General features: G+C 69.3%; 19 protein-coding genes and 1 pseudogene. 6 read left to right on the top strand and 14 right to left on the bottom strand.

Annotated features, from left to right (window positions below):
• Positions 1-24: 24 nt before the first annotated feature.
• From AB0M51_RS36905 to AB0M51_RS36895, 3 genes are read right to left on the bottom strand one after another with little or no spacing between them, the layout of a single operon-like run.
• Positions 25-1,014, bottom strand: a complete 990-nt coding sequence (locus AB0M51_RS36905; RefSeq protein ID WP_363752862.1) for a hypothetical protein — start codon at positions 1,012-1,014, stop codon at positions 25-27.
• The gene (locus AB0M51_RS36900) at positions 1,011-2,423 is read right to left on the bottom strand and encodes an MFS transporter (RefSeq protein WP_363752859.1); all 1,413 of its coding nucleotides are present in this window, start codon (positions 2,421-2,423) and stop codon (positions 1,011-1,013) included. The genes AB0M51_RS36905 and AB0M51_RS36900 overlap by 4 nt, the downstream gene beginning before the upstream one ends.
• Entirely contained in the window at positions 2,423-4,009 is a 1,587-nt protein-coding gene (locus tag AB0M51_RS36895; protein ID WP_344191012.1) for a discoidin domain-containing protein, read from the bottom strand. Before AB0M51_RS36895 ends, AB0M51_RS36900 begins: the two co-directional genes overlap by 1 nt.
• Positions 4,010-4,166: 157 nt before the next feature.
• On the opposite strand from AB0M51_RS36895, the gene AB0M51_RS36890 reads away from it, so the two are divergent.
• A complete protein-coding gene (locus AB0M51_RS36890) occupies positions 4,167-5,144 on the top strand; it encodes an aldo/keto reductase (protein ID WP_363752855.1) in 978 nt (325 codons plus the stop codon).
• Positions 5,145-5,213: 69 nt separating this feature from the next.
• Here AB0M51_RS36890 and AB0M51_RS36885 read toward each other — a convergent pair whose 3' ends face one another.
• Entirely contained in the window at positions 5,214-6,230 is a 1,017-nt protein-coding gene (locus AB0M51_RS36885; protein WP_344191014.1) for a LacI family DNA-binding transcriptional regulator, read from the bottom strand.
• Between the two features lie 31 nt (positions 6,231-6,261).
• Between AB0M51_RS36885 and AB0M51_RS36880 the strand changes: the two genes are divergently transcribed.
• Complete coding sequence (locus AB0M51_RS36880) at positions 6,262-7,773, top strand: alpha-L-arabinofuranosidase C-terminal domain-containing protein (RefSeq protein WP_344191017.1); 1,512 nt, start codon at positions 6,262-6,264, stop codon at positions 7,771-7,773.
• A gap of 101 nt (positions 7,774-7,874) precedes the next feature.
• Here the strand turns inward: AB0M51_RS36880 and AB0M51_RS36875 are convergent, their stop codons facing one another.
• From AB0M51_RS36875 to AB0M51_RS36860, 4 genes are all read right to left on the bottom strand, one after another.
• Positions 7,875-8,138: a hypothetical protein gene (locus tag AB0M51_RS36875; protein WP_344191019.1), complete on the bottom strand. Its 264-nt coding sequence runs from the start codon at positions 8,136-8,138 to the stop codon at positions 7,875-7,877.
• Positions 8,139-8,348: 210 nt separating this feature from the next.
• Complete coding sequence (locus AB0M51_RS36870; protein WP_344191021.1) at positions 8,349-9,419, bottom strand: zinc-dependent alcohol dehydrogenase family protein; 1,071 nt, start codon at positions 9,417-9,419, stop codon at positions 8,349-8,351.
• 7 nt (positions 9,420-9,426) lie between these two features.
• A complete protein-coding gene (locus tag AB0M51_RS36865) occupies positions 9,427-10,251 on the bottom strand; it encodes an ABC transporter permease (protein ID WP_344191023.1) in 825 nt (274 codons plus the stop codon).
• A complete protein-coding gene (locus AB0M51_RS36860) occupies positions 10,248-11,090 on the bottom strand; it encodes an ABC transporter ATP-binding protein (protein ID WP_344191025.1) in 843 nt (280 codons plus the stop codon). Before AB0M51_RS36860 ends, AB0M51_RS36865 begins: the two co-directional genes overlap by 4 nt.
• A gap of 148 nt (positions 11,091-11,238) precedes the next feature.
• On the opposite strand from AB0M51_RS36860, the gene AB0M51_RS36855 reads away from it, so the two are divergent.
• Positions 11,239-12,129 (top strand): helix-turn-helix domain-containing protein, encoded by an 891-nt coding sequence (locus tag AB0M51_RS36855; protein WP_344191026.1) that lies wholly within the window; start codon positions 11,239-11,241, stop codon positions 12,127-12,129.
• On the opposite strand, the gene AB0M51_RS36850 is transcribed toward AB0M51_RS36855, so the two are convergent.
• The gene (locus tag AB0M51_RS36850) at positions 12,073-13,230 is read right to left on the bottom strand and encodes a geranylgeranyl reductase family protein (protein ID WP_344191028.1); all 1,158 of its coding nucleotides are present in this window, start codon (positions 13,228-13,230) and stop codon (positions 12,073-12,075) included. The genes AB0M51_RS36855 and AB0M51_RS36850 overlap by 57 nt on opposite strands.
• Positions 13,231-13,273: 43 nt before the next feature.
• Between AB0M51_RS36850 and AB0M51_RS36845 the strand changes: the two genes are divergently transcribed.
• Positions 13,274-14,725, top strand: coding sequence for an alpha/beta fold hydrolase (locus AB0M51_RS36845; RefSeq protein ID WP_344191030.1), 1,452 nt, complete (start codon positions 13,274-13,276; stop codon positions 14,723-14,725).
• Positions 14,726-14,777: 52 nt separating this feature from the next.
• Here AB0M51_RS36845 and AB0M51_RS36840 read toward each other — a convergent pair whose 3' ends face one another.
• A complete protein-coding gene (locus AB0M51_RS36840; protein ID WP_344191032.1) occupies positions 14,778-15,512 on the bottom strand; it encodes a hypothetical protein in 735 nt (244 codons plus the stop codon).
• A 189-nt stretch (positions 15,513-15,701) separates the two neighbouring features.
• Positions 15,702-16,523: a SigB/SigF/SigG family RNA polymerase sigma factor gene (locus AB0M51_RS36835; RefSeq protein ID WP_344191034.1), complete on the bottom strand. Its 822-nt coding sequence runs from the start codon at positions 16,521-16,523 to the stop codon at positions 15,702-15,704.
• Between the two features lie 283 nt (positions 16,524-16,806).
• On the opposite strand from AB0M51_RS36835, the gene AB0M51_RS36830 reads away from it, so the two are divergent.
• Positions 16,807-17,040 carry a DUF397 domain-containing protein gene (locus AB0M51_RS36830; RefSeq protein WP_363752846.1) on the top strand — a complete coding sequence of 78 codons (234 nt, stop codon included), beginning with the start codon at positions 16,807-16,809 and terminating at the stop codon, positions 17,038-17,040.
• A gap of 206 nt (positions 17,041-17,246) precedes the next feature.
• On the opposite strand, the gene AB0M51_RS36825 is transcribed toward AB0M51_RS36830, so the two are convergent.
• Together AB0M51_RS36825 and AB0M51_RS36820 are read right to left on the bottom strand one after the other, a co-directional pair.
• Positions 17,247-17,465 (bottom strand): hypothetical protein, encoded by a 219-nt coding sequence (locus AB0M51_RS36825; RefSeq protein ID WP_344191038.1) that lies wholly within the window; start codon positions 17,463-17,465, stop codon positions 17,247-17,249.
• Complete coding sequence (locus AB0M51_RS36820) at positions 17,462-17,656, bottom strand: hypothetical protein (protein ID WP_344191040.1); 195 nt, start codon at positions 17,654-17,656, stop codon at positions 17,462-17,464. The genes AB0M51_RS36825 and AB0M51_RS36820 overlap by 4 nt, the downstream gene beginning before the upstream one ends.
• Before the next feature lie 488 nt (positions 17,657-18,144).
• Here AB0M51_RS36820 and AB0M51_RS36815 point away from each other — a divergent pair.
• A pseudogene (locus AB0M51_RS36815) lies at positions 18,145-18,501 on the top strand (Scr1 family TA system antitoxin-like transcriptional regulator); the annotation flags it as partial.
• Positions 18,502-18,881: 380 nt separating this feature from the next.
• On the opposite strand, the gene AB0M51_RS36810 reads toward AB0M51_RS36815, so the two are convergent.
• On the bottom strand, positions 18,882-19,757 hold the full coding sequence (locus tag AB0M51_RS36810; protein WP_363752843.1) for a helix-turn-helix transcriptional regulator: 876 nt from the start codon (positions 19,755-19,757) through the stop codon (positions 18,882-18,884).
• Positions 19,758-20,138 lie beyond the last annotated feature (381 nt).

The raw sequence follows: 20,138 nt of genomic DNA, 5'->3' as shown, positions 1-20,138 counted from the left end.
GGTTGGCGTTCCGCCAGGCGGGGTTCAGCTGAGCGACGGGCTGGTGGCCTTGGGGACAAGGAGTTTCGGGGGGCCGGTGAGGGTGGTGGACCAGATGTCGGTGGTGGTGTCGGGGTTGCGGATCGGGTAGAGAAGGGTGTTGTTGCCCTGCCAGACCGGCTGGTCGTCGAGCGAGCGCGGCTCCGGCGGGTGGGTGATCCGGCGGGTGGCGAGGTCCAGGACGGCGAGGCGCCAGACTCCGTTGCCGACCTTCTGCTTGTAGGCGATCCGGCGGCCGTCCGGCGACAGCGACGGGCACTCGACGTTCTCCGCGATCGCGGTGCCGCGGTAGTCACGGTAGTCGGCCTCGATCAAGTACGTCTTCCCCTTGCTCGCCATGGTCAGGTAGAACCGGTTGCCGTCGGCACCGAACGTGATTCCCCAGTAGTTCACGTCCGAGGCGAAGTACCGTCTGCCGTTCACGAACACCGCCAACTCCTCGACGGTCTTCACCAGCCGACCGGTCGGCACCTCGTACAACCCTGTGCGGGTGGAGAACCCGGTGGCCGCGTACGAGTCGCCGGTGACGAACATCGTCCAGTTCACGGTCCGCCCGTTCGGCGAGACCCGCGCGCGGCTCGGCGTACCGGGGAGGGTGTCGCGGTGCAGTTCGTGGAGGTTCGCGTCCAGGACGATCAGCTCGGTCTCCGGCGGCAGCGAGGACGGCTTCAGGCGCAGGCAGACCGCCGTACCGTGGGCCGCCGCGAAGCGGTCGCAGTGCAGATCGCCGACGCGGCGGGCGGCGGAAGGGTCGGCGACCGGTACGGCGGCGAGCTTGCCGTGGTCGGGCCCGTCGGCGAGGTTGCGGAAGAACAGCGTGCGCCCGTCGAGCCGCATCGGTTGCCCCGTGACGACCGGTACGGCGTTCTCACTCGCTGCGGCCGCCCCGCCGTTGCGGGCGTGGGCGATGTAGGTGAGCGCGCCGGCCAGCAGGGCGAGGACACCGATCGCGGTGCCGAGCAGGCGGCGGGTCATCGGCGTACCTCCAGGGGTTTGAAGATCGCGGCGGCGATCGTGACCGCGAGTAGGGCGGCGGTGATCGAGAGGAGGGCGGGTCGGAGGTCCCAGAGGGTCCAGAGCAGGCCTACGCCGACGGCTGCTGCCATCCGGGCCAGGGCTTGGCCGGTTTGCAGTACGGCGAGACCGCTGGCGCGGAGGTGCTCCGGGAGGAGGGGGCCGACGGCCGCGGGTAGTACTCCGTCGGTGGCGGCGTAGAAGGCGCCGTGGAGGGCGAGCACCAGCCACCAGGTGCCGGCGGGGCCGCAGACGAGGAGGAGCGCGAGGATGAGGGCCAGGTGGCCGCCCAGGAAGATCTTCCAGCGTCCGATCCGGTCCCCCAACCGTCCCAGTGGGATCGCCAGCAGGAGGAAGGTGCCGGCGGTGCCGAGCGGGAGGAGCGGGAAGAAGTTCGTCCCGATGTCCCATCGCCGTTGGACGGCGAGGTAGACGAACGAGTCGGTGATGGTGAACAGACCGAGCGATGCCGCCCAGATGCAGCACCTACGGAAGTCCGCATCCCGCAGGAGGCCGAGGACGGACGCACCTGCCCTAACCTCCCCGCACCGGCCGACAGCCATGCCTGGCTCAGGTTGGCCGGCGGCCGAGGTGTGGTCGGGGAAGCCGGTCACCGGACCCTGGCCGGGGGCGGGTCGGGCCGAGGTGCCGGTCGGGACGGGTCGGGCCGAGGTTTCGGTCGGGGCGGGTCGGGCCGAGGTTTCGGTCGGGGTGGGTTGGGCGGAGGTTTCGGTCGGGGTGGGTTGGGCGGGGGGTGGGGTTGGGGTGTGGTTGCGGACGAAGGTTGTGAGTACGAGGACGGCGCAGGTAGCCAGGGAGAAGCTGGTGACGAAGACGGCGTTGTAGTTGTTGACGCTGGCCCAGAGCACGAGGGTGGCTACCAGTGGGCCGAGGAAGGCGCCGATGGTGTCCAGGGCCCGGTGGACCCCGAAGGAGCGGCCCAGGGTGGCGGGGTCGCTGCTCAGGGAGATGAGGGCGTCGCGAGGTGCGGTGCGGATGCCTTTGCCGGCGCGGTCGACCGCCAGGACGGCGCCGATGGCGGGGACGGTGGACCCCGCCGCGAGGAAGCCGAGCTTGGCGACTGCGGAGAGCGCGTAGCCGACGCCGGCGACGGTTTTGAGCCGTCGCCAGCGGTCGGCCACGTGTCCGCCGACCAGCCGCAGTACTGCGGTCGCTCCGGCGTACAGGCCGTCGAGGAGGCCGAACTGCAGCGGGTTCAGCCCGAGCCCGAAGACCAGGTACAGCGGCAGGATCGCGGTCACCATCTCGGCCGAGACGTCGGTCACCAGGCTGACGATGCCCAAAGCAACGACATTCCCGGGGACCCGCCGCAGCGGTGTCCGGAGCGGGCCGACGGAGGCGAGGTACATCAGTGGCAGCTGTACGTCGGGCTGCTGTCCAGGACCTTGCCGTCCAGCCCGATCAGCTGGGTGGCGAAGGTGCTGTCGGTCATCGACAGCTTCAGCACCCCGAAGTCCGAGATCAGCTTCGCGGTCGCGGGATGCGCGGCTTTGATCGGGTACAGCGGCGCACCGCCCATCCCGCCGATGATCTGCACCGGCCCGGCCGGGTCCTTCTTGCCGTCGGCGTTCTGCGGGTAGAACCGTTCGTAGTGGTGGTCGTGGCCGTTGAGGATCAGGTCGGTCCCGGCCCCCACCAGCGTCTTCCACAGCGGGTCGGCGTCCGGGTTGTCGCCGTGGTCACCGGAGCTGAACCGCGGGTGGTGGTAGTACGCCGCGATGCAGCCCTTCGTGTTCTTCGCCAGGTCCTGTTTCAGCCAGGTCAGTTGCGCCGGCTCCTTCAACCCCTCCTCCTTGACGAAGTCGTTGGAGTCGAGCGCGACGAAGTGCCAGTTGCCCATCTCCCAGCTGTAGTAGTTCTTGCCCTGCGGCGTCGCGATCGAGCCGAAGTACTCGTGGTATCCCTCGTACGGCGTGTCGTCGTACGTCTCGTGGTTCCCGGGGATCGGGTGCGTGATGTTCTTGAACTTCCCCCACGTCTTCGCGTAGTACTTCTGGAAGTCCGCCAGATGCGCGTCGTCGTACTGGTTGTCGCCCATCGTGATCACCGCGGCCGGATTCATCGCCTCGACCAGCTTCGCGGTCTTCGGGTGCACGCAGCTCGAGTCGGACGCGGTGCACCGGTCCGCGATGTCACCCGCCGCGGCGAGCACGAACCCGCCGGTCCCGCCGGTGCCGGTCGTCACGGTGACCGCCGCACTCTCCGCGGACGCGTTCCCCGCGAGGTCGCGGGCGCGCACCGAGTACTTGTACGCCGTGTTCGCGGTCAGCCCGGTGTCGTTGTACGTCGTACCCGCCGTCGAGGCGACCACCTTGCCGTCCCGCAGTACGTCGTACTGGCTGACGCCGACGTTGTCGGTCGAGGCGGTCCAGCTGAGCGCCACCGAGGTCGCGGTGGCCGCCGTACTCTTCAGGCCGGTCGGGACCGTCGGCACCTGGGTGTCGCCGGTGGAGTCGGCGACGCCGTACACCTCGATCTCCCAGAGCGAGTAGCCGTACGACGTGGCGCGCCGGGTGCCGACCAGCCGGACGTACCGGCCGTGGCCCTGCAGGCCGGTCAGGTCGTCGGCCGCACCGTTGCCGTCAGCAACTTCCTTGACCGTGGTGAAGTTCGTGCCGTCGTCGGAGACCTCGATCCGGTAGGCCTTCGCGTACGCCGCCTCCCAGTTCAGCTTGACGCGGTTGATCGACGACGGCTGGCCGAGGTCGACCCGGAGCCACTGCGGGTCGGCGCCTTCGACGCTGGCCCAGCGGGTCGTCGTACTGCCGTCGACGGCCTTCGCGGCGGTCAGGGTGTCGTCCTCGACGGTCGAGGCGAGGACCGGTCTGCCCTGCGAGAGCAGGGTGTCGGCCGTGGTTCGGGCATCGGCGGCGGCCGCACCGAGGGCGGCGACCAGACCGATCGGGAGCACCAGCGCGAGCAGGCGCAATCTCATGAGATACCTCCGGGGGCGCGGAGCAGAATTGTTAGGAAGGTTACCTAACAGTGATTGGTAGGTAAAGGCCCTGGTTTCGTTACATACGCCAAGCACATCAACTGTGGGCGAAAGATTCATTGGACGGAGCTATCGCGATACCTGTTGGCTTGACGGCATGGAGATGCGCACGTTGGGACGTTCAGGAATCGAGGTCAGCCCGCTCGGATTCGGCTGCTGGGCGATCGGCGGACCGTTCGCGAACCCGGCCGGCGAGCCGCTGGGCTGGGGCCAGGTCGACGACGCGGAGTCGGTTCGGGCGATCCGCCGGGCGGTCGAGCTCGGCGTCACGTTCTTCGACACCGCGGACGTGTACGGCGCCGGGCACAGCGAGCGGGTGCTGGGCAAGGCGCTGGCCGGGATCCGCGACCAGGTGGTGATCGCGACCAAGTGGGGCAACACGTTCGACGAGTCGACGCGGATCATGCACCACCAGGACAGCACGCCTGAATACGTATTCAAAGCCGTCCGGGCCTCGCTCGACCGTCTGGGCACCGACTACCTCGACCTCTATCAGTTGCACTTCGACACCACGGACGAGATCGCGCTGCCGCTCCGGCAGGCCTGCGAGGAGCTCGTGCGGGAGGGCCTGATCCGCGCGTACGGGTGGAGCACCGACACCCCGCACAGCGCCGAGCTGTTTGCCCAGGGCAAGCACTGCGCGGCGGTCCAGCACGAGGCGAGCGTGCTGCACGACGCGCCGGAGTTCTTCGCGCTCTGCGAACGCGAGAACCTCGCCAGTATCAACCGGACCCCGCTCGGCATGGGCCTGCTCGGCCGCCGGGACGCGAGCCGGCCGGCGACCGGCGCCGACATCCGCACCCTCCCGCCGTCCTGGCTGCGGTACTTCGGCGAAGGCGGCGTACCGGCGCCGGAGTGGTGGGAGAAGGTGTCGGCGATCCGCGACGTGCTGGAGAGCGACGGACGGACGCTGGCGCAGGGCGCGCTGGCGTGGCTGTGGGCGCGCAGCCCGCGGACGATCCCGATCCCCGGCTTCCGGACGGTCGCGCAGGCGGAGGAGAACGCCGCCGCGATGACCCACGGGCCGTTGCGGGGCGAGCAGCTCGCGGAGATCGCCGGGCTGCTGGCTGCATGACGACCTCGGGCAGGGCCTCAGGCCTTGCCCGATCCGCTTGTTTATCGATATACCTACTCCGTGCCGAACTCATCTCGTGGTGCCGCGGAGGACGAGCCGCGCCGGTACGACCACTTCCTGCGGCTCGGCGCCTGCGGCACCGGCGAGCTGGGCGGTCAACAGCGACGTGATCGCGTCCGCCATCGCCTCGTGCCCCGGGTTGACCGTGGACAGCGACGGGACCAGGTACGCCGACTCCTCGATGTCGTCGAAGCCGATCACCTGGACGTCGTCCGGCACCCGCAGCCCGGCGTCGGCGAGTGCCCGCAACGCCCCCATCGCGACCACGTCGGTCAGCCCGAACACGGCGTCGAACCCGATCCCGCGATCACGCAGGCCCCGGATCGCGTCGTACCCGTCCCGCAGGCCGAACGAGCAGCGGGTGTTCAGCTCCGGATCGACCGGTACGCCGGCCTCGGCGTGCGCGATCGCGTAGCCCTCGGCGCGCAACGCCGGCATCGTCGCGGTACCGCCCGGGTCGCCGCCGATCATCGCGATCCGGCGGGCGCCGTGCGCGAGCAGGTGCGCGACGGCCTGGCGGGCACCGTCGACGTTGTCCATCATCACGTGGTCGAAGCGGGACGGCAGCGCGCGTTCGCCGATCATCACCACCGGGGCGTCGGTGCGCAACTGGCCGAGCTCGGCCGGGTCGATGTCAACCACGCTCAGGATCAACCCGTCGTACATCCGCAGCCGGGAGAACGCGACCGCCGCCATCTCGCCCTCCCGGCTGGCGCCGGTCCGCTCGGTCACGATCCGCAGGTCGTGCGCCTCGAAGCGGTCCGCCAGCCGGCCGGCGAGCTGCGCGAAGTACGGGCGTTCCAGCTCGGGTACGGCGAGACCGACCACGCCGGTGCGCCCGGCGCGCAGGTGCCGGGCGGCCAGGTTGACCTGGTACCCGAGCTCGCCGATCGCGGCCAGCACCCGCTCACGGGTCTCCGGACCGACCCGCGGCCGGCCGTTGATCACGTTCGACACCGTCATCGTCGAGACCCCGGCGAACCGCGCAACGTCGGCCATCGTCACCACGCTCGACGGCTTCCCCATGCCGCACACTCTAAGGACAACGGAGGGCTCAATGCCTGAAGCACGCGTCGTCATCGACCTCGACGTACCCGGCGCGACCATCAGCCGGCACCTGTACGGCCATTTCGCGGAGCACCTCGGGCGGTGCATCTACGGCGGGTTCTACGTCGGCGAGGACTCGGACATCCCGAACGCCGGTGGGATCCGGCTCGACGTGGTCGAGGCGCTGCGGGCGCTGCAGATCCCGAACCTCCGCTGGCCGGGCGGGTGCTTCGCGGACGAGTACCACTGGAAGGACGGCATCGGGCCGAAGGCGGACCGGCCCTCGATGGTGAACACGCACTGGGGCAACGTCGAGGAGAACAACCACTTCGGCACCCACGAGTTCATGGCGCTGTGCGAGCTGCTCGGCGCCGCGCCGTACGTGAACGGGAACGTCGGCAGCGGCACCGTCCGCGAGATGAGCGAGTGGGTCGAGTACCTGACCCGCGAGGGCGACAGCCCGATGGTGCGGCAGCGCAAGGCGAACGGGCGGGACGAGCCGTGGAAGGTGCCGTTCTGGGGCATCGGCAACGAGGCCTGGGGCTGCGGCGGGAACCTGCGCGCCGAGGCGTATGCCGACCTGGCCCGGCGGTACGCGACCTTCCTGAAGGACCACGGCGACAACAAGCTGTACCGGATCGCGGCCGGTGCGGCCGACGACGACCTCGCGTGGACCGAGGCGCTGCTGAAGGCGGTCAGCTGCCTGGGCTGCGGGCGCGATCCGAAGAACATCTTCCAGGCGATCTCGTTCCACTACTACACGGTCGCCGGAAGCTGGGAGCACAAGGGCAGCGCTACCGACTTCGGCCTGGACGACTACTACCGGACGATCCAGAAGGCGCAGGGCATCGAGCGGGTCATCAAGGCGCACTCGGCGTTGATGGACGCGTACGACCCGGAGCGCAAGATCGGCCTGGTGCTGGACGAGTGGGGCACCTGGTGGGACGTCGAGCCCGGCACGAACCCCGGGTTCCTGTACCAGCAGAACGCGATGCGCGACGCGCTGGTGGCGAGCCTGCACTTCGACGTCTTCCACCGGCACTCGGAGCGGCTCGTGATGGCGAACATCGCGCAGACCGTGAACGTGCTGCAGGCGATGCTGCTCACCGACGAGAACGGCGCGCTGGTCCGGACCCCGACGTACCACGTCTTCGAGATGAACAAGGGCCACCACGACGCGGCCGTGCTGCCGGTGCACGTGGTCGAGGGTCGCACCCACGATCTCGACGGTACGGCGATGGAGCTGGTGTCGGCGTCCGCGTCGGTGAAGGACGGCCGGGCGCTGGTGTCGCTGAGCAACCTCGATCCGGAGTCCTCGCTGGACGTCGTCCTCGACCTGCGCGGCGCGGACCCGGTGGAGCCGATCGGACGGTTGCTGACGGCATCGACCCCGCAGACGCACAACACAGCAGCCGCTCCGGACGCCGTCGCCCCGGCCCCGCTCATGGTGGAACCGGAGTCGCGTGGGCTCCGAGTGACGCTGCCACCGCACTCGTTCGCAACGGTCAGCCTGGAGCTCTGACCTGCCCCGGACGTCCAGCACTCATCAACCCGGTGCCAGGCGACCGCGTCCCGCTCAAGGCGGTACGCGTCACCGCACTTGAGGAGTGCTGGACGTCCGGGTCAGGGAGTGACGCGGGTGCGGCGGTCGCGGAGGGCGGTGAGCGTGAAGGTGGTGATGCCGAGCGCGAGGCCGCCGGCGCCGAACCCGGCGGCGAGGGTGCCGCGGCTGTTCAGCCGGGCGTCGCACTGCATCGGCGTGATGCCCTCGTCGGGCTGGAAGACCGAGCCGCAGGCGTCGCCGCCCGCGTGCACCGGGCGAACGGCGAGCACCACCCCGACGATCAGCAGGACCGCACCTACTGCGCCGAGGAGCTTGCTCAGCACCGGCCCGCCTCTCGGCTGCCCGCGAACACGACGAGGACCGACCACAAGTGGTGGGTCAGATCCCACATCCGCACGTTCGCTCCCTGGCAGCTCGGTAAGATTTGATCAAATCTAACGCAGCTAGCAGCCACTGCTGAAGTTCCGCACGATCCGTTGGTGGAATCTTCACCCAGTTCTAACGCAGCGTGGTGCAGACCGGTTCAGCCGATTTCAGCCGTCGAGTACGGCGACCAGCGACCCGCTCGCGCGCCCGTGGGCGACGTCCGCGAGCGCGCGGCCGACCGCATCGAACGGGACCGTCGTCGTGTGCGCCGTCACCGGGAGCCGGGCGAGCAGCCGGAACAGCTCCTCGCCGTCCCGGCGGGTGTTCGAGGTGACGCTCCGCAGATCGCGCTCGTGGAACAGATGCCGCTCGTAGTTCAGCGTCGGCACGTCGGACAGATAGATGCCGGCCACCGCGACCGTCCCACCCGGCCGGACCGCCTCGAGTGCATACGGCACCACGTCACCCGCCGGCGCGAACACGATCGCCGAGTCGAGCGGCACCGGCGGGCGGTCCGCGGTCTCCCCCACGAACGCCGCGCCGAGCTCCCGGGCGAGCGTGCGATTGCCCTCACCGCGGGTCATCACGAACAGCTCGGCGCCTTGGGCGGTGGCGATCTGCGCGGTCAGGTGCGCGCTGGACCCGAACCCGTAGATCCCGAGCCGGCCGCCGGGCGGCAGGTTCGCCCGGAGCAGGGAGCGGTAACCGATGATGCCGGCACACAGGAACGGCGCGAGCTCCGCGGCGGGCCGGTCGTCCGGCAGCGCATAGGCGTACTCCTGCGGCACCACGGCGTACTCCGCGAATCCGCCGTCGGCGTCCCAGCCGGTGTACGTCGACCGTGGGCAGAGGTTCTCGGAGCCGCTCCGGCAGTACTCGCAGACACCGCACGTCCCCCGCAACCAGGCGATCCCCACCCGCTCGCCGCTCCGGAACCGCGGGACAGTCGCACCGCCGGTGACCGCATCCTGACCACCGCTCGACCCACCGCCCGACCCACCGCCTGGGCCTACGGCCACCACCGTGCCCACCGCTTGGTGGCCTGGGACGACACCTGCGTGTTTCGGCGGCAGGTCGCCCTCGGCCAGGTGCAAGTCCGTCCGGCAGATGCCACAGGCCTCGACCTTGATCAGCACCTCCCCAGCGCCGGCTTCCGGCACAGTACGGCGCACCCGCTGGAGCGGACCACCGTCGATCGGACCCGGTTGTGCGACCGCCCACGCCTGCATCTCGTCCATGACCCCATCATGCGACCCGGCGCAGTGCGCGCTCCCGTCGTTCGGCGACTTTCGAGCCGGACTCGCGGCGCGCCGTCCGCCGCAGTACGACGGGAGCCAGCAGCAACCCGGCGACCGCCCAGAGGCCGAGGACGGCGACCGTTTCGAGGTGACGCCACGAGTGACCGACCTCGACCACCACTGCCTCGGGCGGCAGCAGCGCCGACCGCATCCCGAGGCCCAGCCAGTACACCGGCGTCAGCTGGCCGATCCACGCCAGCCAGCCGGGCAGCGCGGTGATCGGGTAGAAGATGCCGGAGATCGCGATCAGCCCGAGCATCGGCAACTGGATCAGGCCCTGCGACCGCGCGGTGGTGAACACCGAACCGAGGATCGCACCGATCGGCAGCGTCGCGACCAGACCGAGCACAAGCACCCAGGCGAACGTGAACCAGTGCGCCGCACCGACCGCGAACCCGCCGACCAGGAACAGGCCCGGGATCAGCAGGATCGCCAGGTCCACGACCAGCCCACCCGCGACCGAGACGACCTTGCCGAGCACGTAACCTGCCATACCGTTCGGGATGGCCTTGGCGCGGAGCAGCGTCCCGTCCTCGCGGTCCGCGGTGAGCAGCTGGCTCATGCTGACCATGCCCATCGCCGCGTTCATCCCGAGGATGCTCGGCAGGGCGAGCGCACCGAGGCGGAACCCGGTCGCGCCGAAGTCGCGATGCCGCAGGAAGAACAGTGCGACCAGCATCAGGACGGGCCAGAGGAAGTGGCTGACCAGCTCCGGACCGTTGGTGAAGGACTGCCGCAGTTCGATCAGCCCGCGGCGCCAACCGGCTCTCACCGTTGCTCCCGGACGAGTGCGAGGTAGGTGTCTTCGAGGGATGCCCGGCGTACTTCGAGCTCGCCGAGCGCATCGCCGTACGTCGCGAACAGGTCGCGGACGAAGGCGGTCGAGTCGGGGGTGGACCTGCGGAACCGCTGCCCGTCGACCGTCCAGCCGACCTCGTCCTCGGCCGCGATCAGCCGGGTCAGCTCGGGGACGCTGCCGGACGCGATGATCCGGCCGGCGGCGAGCACCAGGATCCGGTGCGCGAGTTTGCTCGCCTCGGCCAGGTCGTGAGTGGTGAGCAGGACCGTCGTGCCCTGCTCGGCGGCGAGCCGGCGGACGAGCTCGTGGAACTCCGAGCGGGCCTCCGGATCGAAGCCGGCGGTCGGCTCGTCCAGGAACAGAACGTCGGGACGTCCAACGATTCCGATCGCCACGTCGAGGCGCCGGCGCTGGCCGCCGGAGAGCGTCTTCAGTTTCTGCCCGGCGTGCGCGGTCAGGCCGACGGCGTCGAGCAGTTCGGCGGCCGGCCAGGGCGCGCGATAGGGCGCGTAGTACGAGCCTAGGTGCTCGAGGAGTTCGCGGGCACGCCAGTTGCCGTGGTCGCGCCAGGACTGCAACACGATGCCGATCCGGGAGCGCCAGCGTTCGCCGGCAGTGGCCGGATCGGCGCCGAGTACGTCGACGGTCCCGCTGGAGCGGAGCCGGAAGCCTTCGAGGATCTCGATCGTGGTGCTCTTGCCGGCGCCGTTCGGGCCGAGTAGCGCGAGCACCTCGCCGGGGCGGGCCTCGAACGAGACGTCGTGCAGGACGTCGGTGGCGCCGTACCGCATGCGGAGGCCGTCAACTGTCATCACCATAATCGTGAAGGTAGGTTGCGTTTACTCGATCGGCAATCTTGCTGGGCGCTGGTTGGATCGGTTTCTTCTTGTATATATGGCATTCTGTGCAATGAGGATGACGAGGAACGCAATTCGTTGCAATGAGATGACGGTGAATGCGATGCCCGGTGGAAGGTTGAGCCAGCAGGACCGGCGGCAGATCGCGGACGGGCTCGCGGACGGGCTCGGGTACGCCGAGATCGCGCGGCGGCTGGACCGGCCGACGTCGACGATCAGCCGGGAGGTGGCGCGGAACGGCGGGGCGGGCGGCTACCGGGCCGAGTACGCGCACCATGCGACCGCTGCGCGAGCGCGCCGCCGCGCTACACCCGACGGCGCGGGTGGAAGCGCGGGCGGGCCGGGCAGCGCGGGTGGGCCCGCGGGCCGGGTGGGCGCGGCCGGCGCGGGTGATCCTCGGCGGGATTATGTGGAGCGGTTCGCTTCGATGATGGTCGAGGGTGGGTTGCCGCGGATGGCGTCGCGGGTGCTCGCGCTGCTCTACACCTCCGACACGCGCACGCTGACCGCGGCCGAACTGGTGCACGAGTTGCGCGTCAGCCCCGCGTCGATCTCGAAGGCGATCGGATACCTCGAGCAGGTCGGCATGGTGCACCGCGAGCCCGACCCGGTCCGCCGCCTGCAGCATTACGTGATCGCCGACGACGTCTGGCTCAAGGCATGGGAGGTGAGCGCGCGCACCAACCACAACTGGGCGGAGACCGCCGCCGAAGGGATCGAGCTGCTCGGACCGGACACGCCCGCAGGACAGCGGCTCTCCCACATGGCTGCCTTCTTCGAGCGGCTCAGCGAGGACATGTCGGGCGGCGCCGGATTCCAGGACTGCCTCGCGGTCATCGCTGTCGCCCGACCGTCACTCGACCCCGCCGAGCTCGCCGCCGCACTGGACTGGCCGGTGCAGCGAGTCGTCGACACACTGGAGTACGCCGCGAAGTGCTCAGGGCAGGATGGTGCGGAGCAGGCGGCGGGTGAGGCCGCCGTCCGCGAGGCCTAGCTCGACCAGGTCGTCGAAGATGTGCTGATCGCCGGCCGCCGCGCGGATCCCGGCGTCGAGGATGCGGTCCGAGCGGCTGAGCTGGGCGACCAGTGCGGTGTCGCGCAGATGCCTCGAGAGCAGGCGGGACGTGCGGCGGCGGTACGGCGTACCGGCGTCCGACGAACCCGCCCGGAGTGCGTCCGCGATCGAGCGACCGGCGAGTAGACCGGTGGCGACCGCGTAGTAGATGCCTTCGCCGGTCATCGGGTTGATCAGCCCGGCCGCGTCGCCCGCGAGGAGTACGGGTCCGCGGCGCGGTCGCCAGGTCCAGCCGGCCAGCGGGAGGTGGTGCCCCCACCAGGACTCACCGCCGTCGGTCGCGCCGGGCAGCAGACGTTCGAGGTTCCGCAGCAGGTCGGCGCGGCTCGGGCGGGTGCCGGCGAGGAGTTCGCCGTACCCGACGTTCGACCAGCCGTCGCCGCGGTCGAAGGACCAGGCGTACGACGGTTGCCGGCCCGGGCCGTACGCGATCACCTGGGTCGCCGCGCGGGCGGCTGGAGTCGGCGCGTACCCGCGGATCGCCAGCGCCACCGGCCCGGCCTTCTCCCCGAGTTCCCGCCGTACGACGGAATGTGCGCCGTCCGCGCCGACGACGAAGCGCGCGTCGAGGTCGTCCACCGTGACCTTGGTACGCCCGACCGCGACACCGCGCACGCGCCGCCGGATGAACTGCGCCCCCGCCGCCTGCGCCGCCTCCACCAGCCGGTGGTCGAAGACGGTCCGCGGCACCACCCAGGTCGGCCGGGACAGCTCCCGGTCGACGCCGACGGCGCCGCGGTTCAGAACGAACCGGCGTACCGGCGTCCAGTCGTCGAGGATTCCGGTCACGCCGACGCCGGCCAGCAGGTCGAGTACGTGCGGGGCGATCCCGTCACCGCACGCCTTGTCCCGCGGAAAGTCGTGTCTGTCGAGTAGCAGCACCGACAGAGTCGGGTCCGCCGCCAACGCCCCCAATGCGGCCGCCGCGCCCGCCGGCCCCGCCCCCACCACGATCAGATCCCACACGTCCGACAGTGTCGCAGCTCCGGGTAGCGCATGCGCGACCATGGGCCGGGTCATGGGTTCACTGTGCTCGGCTCTCGCGGTCTTTAGCGTCGACGACATGAAACTGCTGATGGTGCTCGCGCTGCTGGGACTGCCCGTTTCGGCCCCCGTCGAGGATGGCCGGATCGAATGGCATCAGTGCCGGCTCAACGCCGCGGACGACGAAGGGGCCGCGCTCGACAAGGCCGGTGCGGAGTGCGGCGAGCTGCAGGAGCCGCTCGACTACCGGCGGCCGGACGGGCCGAAGATCACGCTGGCGCTGTCCCGGCTGCGGGCCTCCGGCGACCGAATCGGTGCGATGGTGCTGAACGACGGCGGACCGGGCGGGCCGGGGCTGAGCATGCCGCTGCGGCTACGGCCCGCGATGAAGGCGGCCGGGACGCGGTACGACCTGATCGGACTCGACCCGCGGTTCGTCGGCCGGAGTACGCCGATCGACTGCAAGCTCCCGTACGCCGCGTGGCCGTGGGCGGGTGGCGCCGATCGGGCGTCGTTCGACCGGGCTTCCGCGCAGGTCGCGGACGTGGCCCGGCGATGCGGCGCGAACGCGGGACAGTACCTGCGGTACGTGAACACCCGGAACACGGCGCGGGACATCGACCAGGTGCGGGTCGCGTTGGGCGAGCGGAAGATCTCGTACCTCGGGTACTCGTACGGGACGTACCTCGGGTCGGTCTATCTGCAGCTGTTCCCGGGGCGGACGGACCGGGTGGTGCTGGACGGGCCGATCGATCCGGTGCCGTACGGTCCACGACTACTCCGTACCGTTGGTCCGGCCAACGAAGCGGCGTTGCGCGCCTGGGCGGGATGGGCGGCCGCGCGGGACGCGACGTACCACCTCGGGGTGACGACGACGCAGGTGCTGGCATCGGTGGATCGGGTACTGCGGGTGGCGGGACGGAGCGGGCTGCAGGTCGGGCGGTACCGGCTCGACGACGGGGTGGTGCCGTTGCTGCTGTTCGGTCCGCTGGCGGACGACCGGGACGCGGCGCGCGCGACGTACGCCGGGTTCGTGCGGACGCTGTTCGACGCGACGTACGGGCCGGTGGAGCCTGGGGAGGAGCTGGGCGGGTTCTTGGACTCGGTGCTGACGCCGGCGTCGTCGCAGCTCGCGAGTGCGCAGATCGCGATCCTCTGCGGCGATCGGGCGGTGCCGCGGGATCCTCAGGTGTATTGGCGCGACATCCAGGCGCATCGGCGTACGGAACCGCACTTCGCGTCGCTGACCCGGATGATCTCGCCGTGCGCGTCCTGGCCGGTGCGACCGCAGGAGCCGCCGACGCGGATCGGCAACCCGGAACGGGCCCTGATCGTCGCGGCCGACGGCGACCCGCGCGCGATCTACCCGTACGCCGTCGCGCTGCGGAAGGACCTGCCGTCGGCGCGCATGATCACGGTGCGGAACGCACGCAAGCACGGCATCTTCGGCGAGTACGGCAACGACTGCGCCGACACGAAGGTCATCGCCTATCTCCTCAGCGGCCAACTGCCGGCCGATCAAACCTGCTAGCCGTACTGGCCGACCCGCTCAGGTTCCCCGGCCGGTGTGGGTGGCGCCCCGGTCAGGTACCCGGGCGGCGGCCTGGCTTGTTGGGGCGGCGCGTGGGCCTGCGCGGGCGGGGCGCGGTAGCGCCGGAGGTTGAGGTGACCGGGCGGGCCTCGTCGAGGTCGACGATCTTCGGGGGCGGCGGGACGAAGACAGGGATCGTCTCCTCCTCGGCGACCGGCTCGGGCGGCGGCGGAGGCGGTGGCTCGGCGCGAGCTGCCGCCTCCTTGCTGACCCGGGGCCGCGGCGCCGCCACCGCGGGAGCGGCGATCGGGCTGCGCGGCTGCCGGTGCGAGCGGCGGTGCGGGAGCCTGGTCCGCAGTTCGATGCCGAGCGCATCGATCAGCTTGCGGCCGGCAACGATCGAGACAGCGACCGCGAACACGCTGCAGGCGGCGAACAGTACCGACTGGCCGCCGGCGGCCCAGTTCGACGGGTCGGTGCGGGACATCGCGGCGACCATCGCGACCACGATCGCGTTGGTGATGCCGAGGGCAACGGCCAGGGCGACGGTCCGGAGCAGCACCCGCCGCTCCAGGCCGACATCGTCGGCCGCGGCAACCAGTCCGGCGATCAGACCTGCGAGCACCGGGACTGTATAGACAAGCGCGAGCGTGAGCCCGGGGCTGGCGACGAGATAGAACACGTCGAACACCAGCGCCGTGCCCGTCAGCGCGGCGGCGAAGCAGACCACCATCGGCGGATACGCACGAAGAACCGCGACCGCGTCCGCGGGCACGGTCCGGAACATCCGCAAAGCCAACAACAACGACTCATCCCCTCGTCCACTCCCATTGTGCCGCTCCCCCGGCATTCGGAGTGAGATCGGCACCAGCGAGTCGCGAGGGCGCGGACACCCAGGCCATCACAATCGCCAACTCCGGAGGCGCGTCGCGCTCAGACACGCCCGCCGGCGACGATTGTGATGGCCTGGCGGTCCTCAGGCGGCGTGCTGCTCCGGTGCGAGCTTGTCCCGCAGGTCGTCCAGGATCCGGCGCAGCACCCGCGACACCTGCATCTGACTCACACCGATGTCCTCGCCGATCTCGGACTGGGTCCAGCCTTCGACGAACCGCAGCTGCAGGATCCGGCGATCGCGCTCACCCAGGTCGGCCAGCACCGGTTCCAGCATCTCGACCGTCTCCAGCTGGTCGATGCTCGCGTCGTCGTCGTCCGCGACCACGTCCGCCAGCGTGAGCTCGGCGTCCGCCTCGGCCGGCCTGTCGAGCGAGAGCACGTTGAAACAGCCTTTGGCCGCGAGTGCCTGCTCGACCTCGGTGACCTCGACCTCGAGGTGCTCGGCCAGCTCGGCCGGTGTCGGCTCGCGATTCAGCTCCTGCTCGAGCTCCGGGAGCTTGTTCGCGATCGTTCCTTGCATCTCCTGCAGCCGGCGCGGGATCCGGACCGTCCAGGCGCAGTCGCGGAAGTACCGCTTGACCTCACCCCGGATGGTCGGGATCGCGAACCCGATGAACGGGGTGTCCGCGTCCAGCCGGTAGTGGTGTGCTGCCTTCACCAGCCCCAGGTACGCGACCTGCTCCAGGTCGTCGGCCTCGGCGCCCCGGCCGCGGAAGCGGCGCGCGATGCCTTTGGCCATCTCCAGGTTGAGTTCCACGACCTGCTCGAGGAGTTCCTGGCGTTCATCCTCGGCGGTGCTCGCCGCCCGGCGTTCCATCAGTTCCCGGGTGGCTGTCTCGCGGGCGGCCCGATCGGTCGGGGCGCCGTACCGGGCCGAAGCCCGCTCCATCGTATTCGTGACCATTGGTATGACCTCGCGACTGTCTTGTCACGGCGTGGCACTTCGCTGAACCACGGTCATGCCTGCAACAGAAACGTACCCAAGCTCCGCGAATCTCATGCACGCGGCCGTTCCGAAACTCTGAACTGTCACCGATCGCGACCGAATCCGGTGATCGAACGCTCGTTTCACGGCCATCGCGATCACAACAAGTAAGGGTGCGGACACACGACCCAAAAGTGTGTACGATGCAGATGCAAGCCCAAATGCACGTGCATCTGCAGTCGCATACGAGAGGTGCAGCCTCATGAGCGAGATCTACAACGGCATGCCAGGCGATTCCGACAGCAGCCTCAGCTGGAAGAAGAGTCAGCGCAGCGGTCCGCAAGGAAACTGCGTCGAGGTAGCGAAACTGCCGGACGGTGGCACCGCGGTGCGCAACTCGCGCTTCGCCGATGGCCCGGCTCTGGTATTCACCAAGGCAGAGATGGAAGCGTTCCTCGGCGGCGTTCACGACGGCGAGTTCGACGACTTGATCTGAGCAATACCGGCAGCACCGAAAGCAAGGGCCCCTTCGCCAGGCGAGTGACGAAGGGGCCCTTTCCTGTGCCCGCGGAGAGGCAGTACGCCGGCCTGCGCCGGATGCCCTGAGGGACGCCGCAAGACGCCGTACGCCGGGCTGGAAAACGTCAGGGCCGACTCTCCGGCGAGAGTCGGCCCTGACGTGCCTGAGGGGCAGGTACGGACTTACTGAACGGTGAGCGGCCAGAGCTGCTCGTTCGGCAGCTCCGACGCCTTCCCAGTGACCGAATTGTCAACAGTGATTCGCAATCCGGTGAACTTCGGGGTCATCACCCGCTGGTACCGCGAGGCGCGGTCCGGCTCGGCGGCATACTCGGCAATCAGGTGATCACCCAGCCAGATCCGTACCATTTTCCGTCCTCCTCCTGAGGTCTCAGTGGTCATGGGGCCAAGCTCACGATCGGGTCACCGTCGAGCTGACGGACCCCACGCAACCAGCCCTCGAAAGCCCAGCGCTGCTGCTCGGGGCAGCGCGCGACCAAGTCTCGGATCTCCCGTTCCGTCAGTTCCTCGGGCGCGCCGCCACCAGCCGTTCCGGCGGCGCTGGTCACCAGTTCACTGTCGTCGTCGTTCATCGACTCGGGTTCCCCAACCAGTCATGCCAACGGGGGGCCGTCGGCGCTCTGTAGGACCGGCCTGCCGGCTCATGCGATGTCACGTATCGCACGATCCAGCTCACCTTCTGTGCATGAAGCAATCATGGCGTCAGCACGTAGCGAATGCAAGCGCCCGATGCACGTGCATCCGCACGTTTTCCAATTCGAGACCAGATTTGGTCCCCGTAGACGTGATCCGGGCCGGATCGGGCGTCGTCGAACGGTGTTCGTGACCGTTTGACGCATCGCGAATGTACTGACAAAGTCGCCGAACGTCCTGCGGCTATGCTTACGCAGTGCGATCGTGGGGCCTCGCAGCGAAGACTCTTCTGTAGGAACTTCGGCCGTTCGGCGCACCGACGTGCGATGATGTGCACCTGCGGGTGAGGTTGTGACGAGATTGCTGGGGCCGCTGGGAGGTGGGTGTGACCGTGTCGGGCGCGCAAAGCGGGCCGACCGCGCTGCGGATGGTTCTCGGAGGTCACCTGCGGCGGATGCGGGTGGCAGCCGGTATCAGCCGGTCCGACGCCGGCTGGGAGATCCGGTCCTCGGAGTCGAAGATCAGCCGGATGGAGCTGGGCCGGGTCGGCCTGCGCGAACGCGACGTCAGCGATCTTCTCACCCTGTACGGACTCGACGACGCTGAAGAGCGCGAGCGCTTGCTCGAACTGGCCCGCCAGGCGAACAACCCCGGCTGGTGGCACCGGTACGGCGACGTACTGCCCAACTGGTTCCACAGCTACATCGACCTCGAAGCCGCAGCACAGATGATCCGCGTCTACGAACTGCAGTTCGTTCCCGGCCTGTTGCAGACGGCCGAGTACATCGCCTGCCCGGAGAAGTTCTCCTCGACAAACAGCGGGCCTAGTTGGTAGCCCAGATCGACGGCCGCTTGGCCGGCGATCCGCTGAACCTCTGTCAGGTCGCGCAACGTACGTGCGAGGCACCCGGCCACGTAGCAGTACAAGATGCGCCGCGTCGACCGCTCGGCGTCACCACAGTGTGGTTCTGGCCGGAGAACCGAACTCGTCGCTGCGATCGCCATGCCACGACCGTACGAATCCTGAGCGATGCAGCACCATACGTACCTGCGGCACCGAAGACGCCCGGCCCGACGGGGATCGGGACTGCTCCGGCCCTTCTGACCGACCGACAGCACCGTACGACAGCCGAAACGCAAGGCTGTGGATAAGTTCGCTGCCGCCTACTGCTCGATCAAGCCCGCGATGAAGGCACCGGAGTCACGTGGGCTGAGAGCCATCGCCCGCAGATGATCGAACGCGATGCCGAACCGCTCGATCTCCTCTTCGAGTTCCAGGAAGACCGCACCGGCGAGGCTCTCGGTGTAGACGATGTCGGGCGCCACGGCCCCGAACTTGAAACAGCTGAAAGCGCCGCTCATTCCCGGATGGGCACCCCGATCGAAGGGCACCACCTGCAGCGTGACGTTCGATCTCTCGCTCAGCTCCAGGAGTCGCGCGAGTTGGGCGCGCATAACAGCCCGATCACCGACCTGCCGGCGAAGAACCGCCTCATCGATCACCGCCCAGAAGTCCAGCGGATCCCGCCCGGCCGGCCTCTCGGTCAGCACGGACTGGCGCGCCACCCGGGTCCGAACTCGCTGCTCGACGGCGTCCGACTCCATCGGCCATCCATCAACCATCACGGTGCGTGCGTATTCCTCGGTTTGCAGCAGACCAGGAACGAACAAAGACTCGTACGTGTTCACAGCTTTCGCCTCGGACTCGAAGCCGATGTACGTGGCATAGCCCTCCGTGATCACCTCTTTCAGCAGCGCGTCCTTGAACTGCTCCAGCCACCCTGGCTGCTGGGCGCCCTTGGTCAGCTCGATCAGTTCGGCGCGGCGCGAACTGGGGACGTCGTACAGGTCGAAGAGGGTCTCCAGAGTGCCGTTGTGCGGTTTGGCGTGGCCCTTCTCGATGCGCCAGAGGGTTCCCTGGTTGACGCCGGTCTGTTCCTCGACCTGCTCGCGGGTCAGCTTCGCCTCCGCACGCAGTGACTTCATCTCGGCTGCGAGCCGTCGGAGCCGCACGGTCGGCGGGCCGGCTGGTCTCGGCATCGTCCACAACCTCTCGTTTCGGGCCCGGCAAAGTACATGTCGAGAGCGGATCGGTCGCCCTGCCGACCGTTTGCACGAGATGCTCGGCCTGCTCCGTCCCCCAAGTTCGAATGGTACAAGAGGCGTCACGCTCCGTACGTTCTTGCCATATCGAACACGAAACGAGGTGCACAGCGGTGATCCCGAGCATGTGGGCACTCATCGTCGGCACGGTGTTGGTCGCGATCCTGATGATCCGCGACATCACCCGAAACCTGAACGACCGATGACCGCGACCCGACTACCGCTCCCGACCGACCGCCGAGTCCGCGTGTGGTTCGGCGACCACGTCATCGCCGACCGCGTCTCCGATCAGGCGTCAGCGTGCGAGTACGAATCCGC

It is taken from the genome of Kribbella sp. NPDC051137 (assembly GCF_040682535.1).
In the GTDB taxonomy this organism is placed as follows: Bacteria; Actinomycetota; Actinomycetes; order Propionibacteriales; family Kribbellaceae; genus Kribbella; species Kribbella karoonensis.
This window is presented reverse-complemented; position numbering and strand designations above follow the sequence as displayed.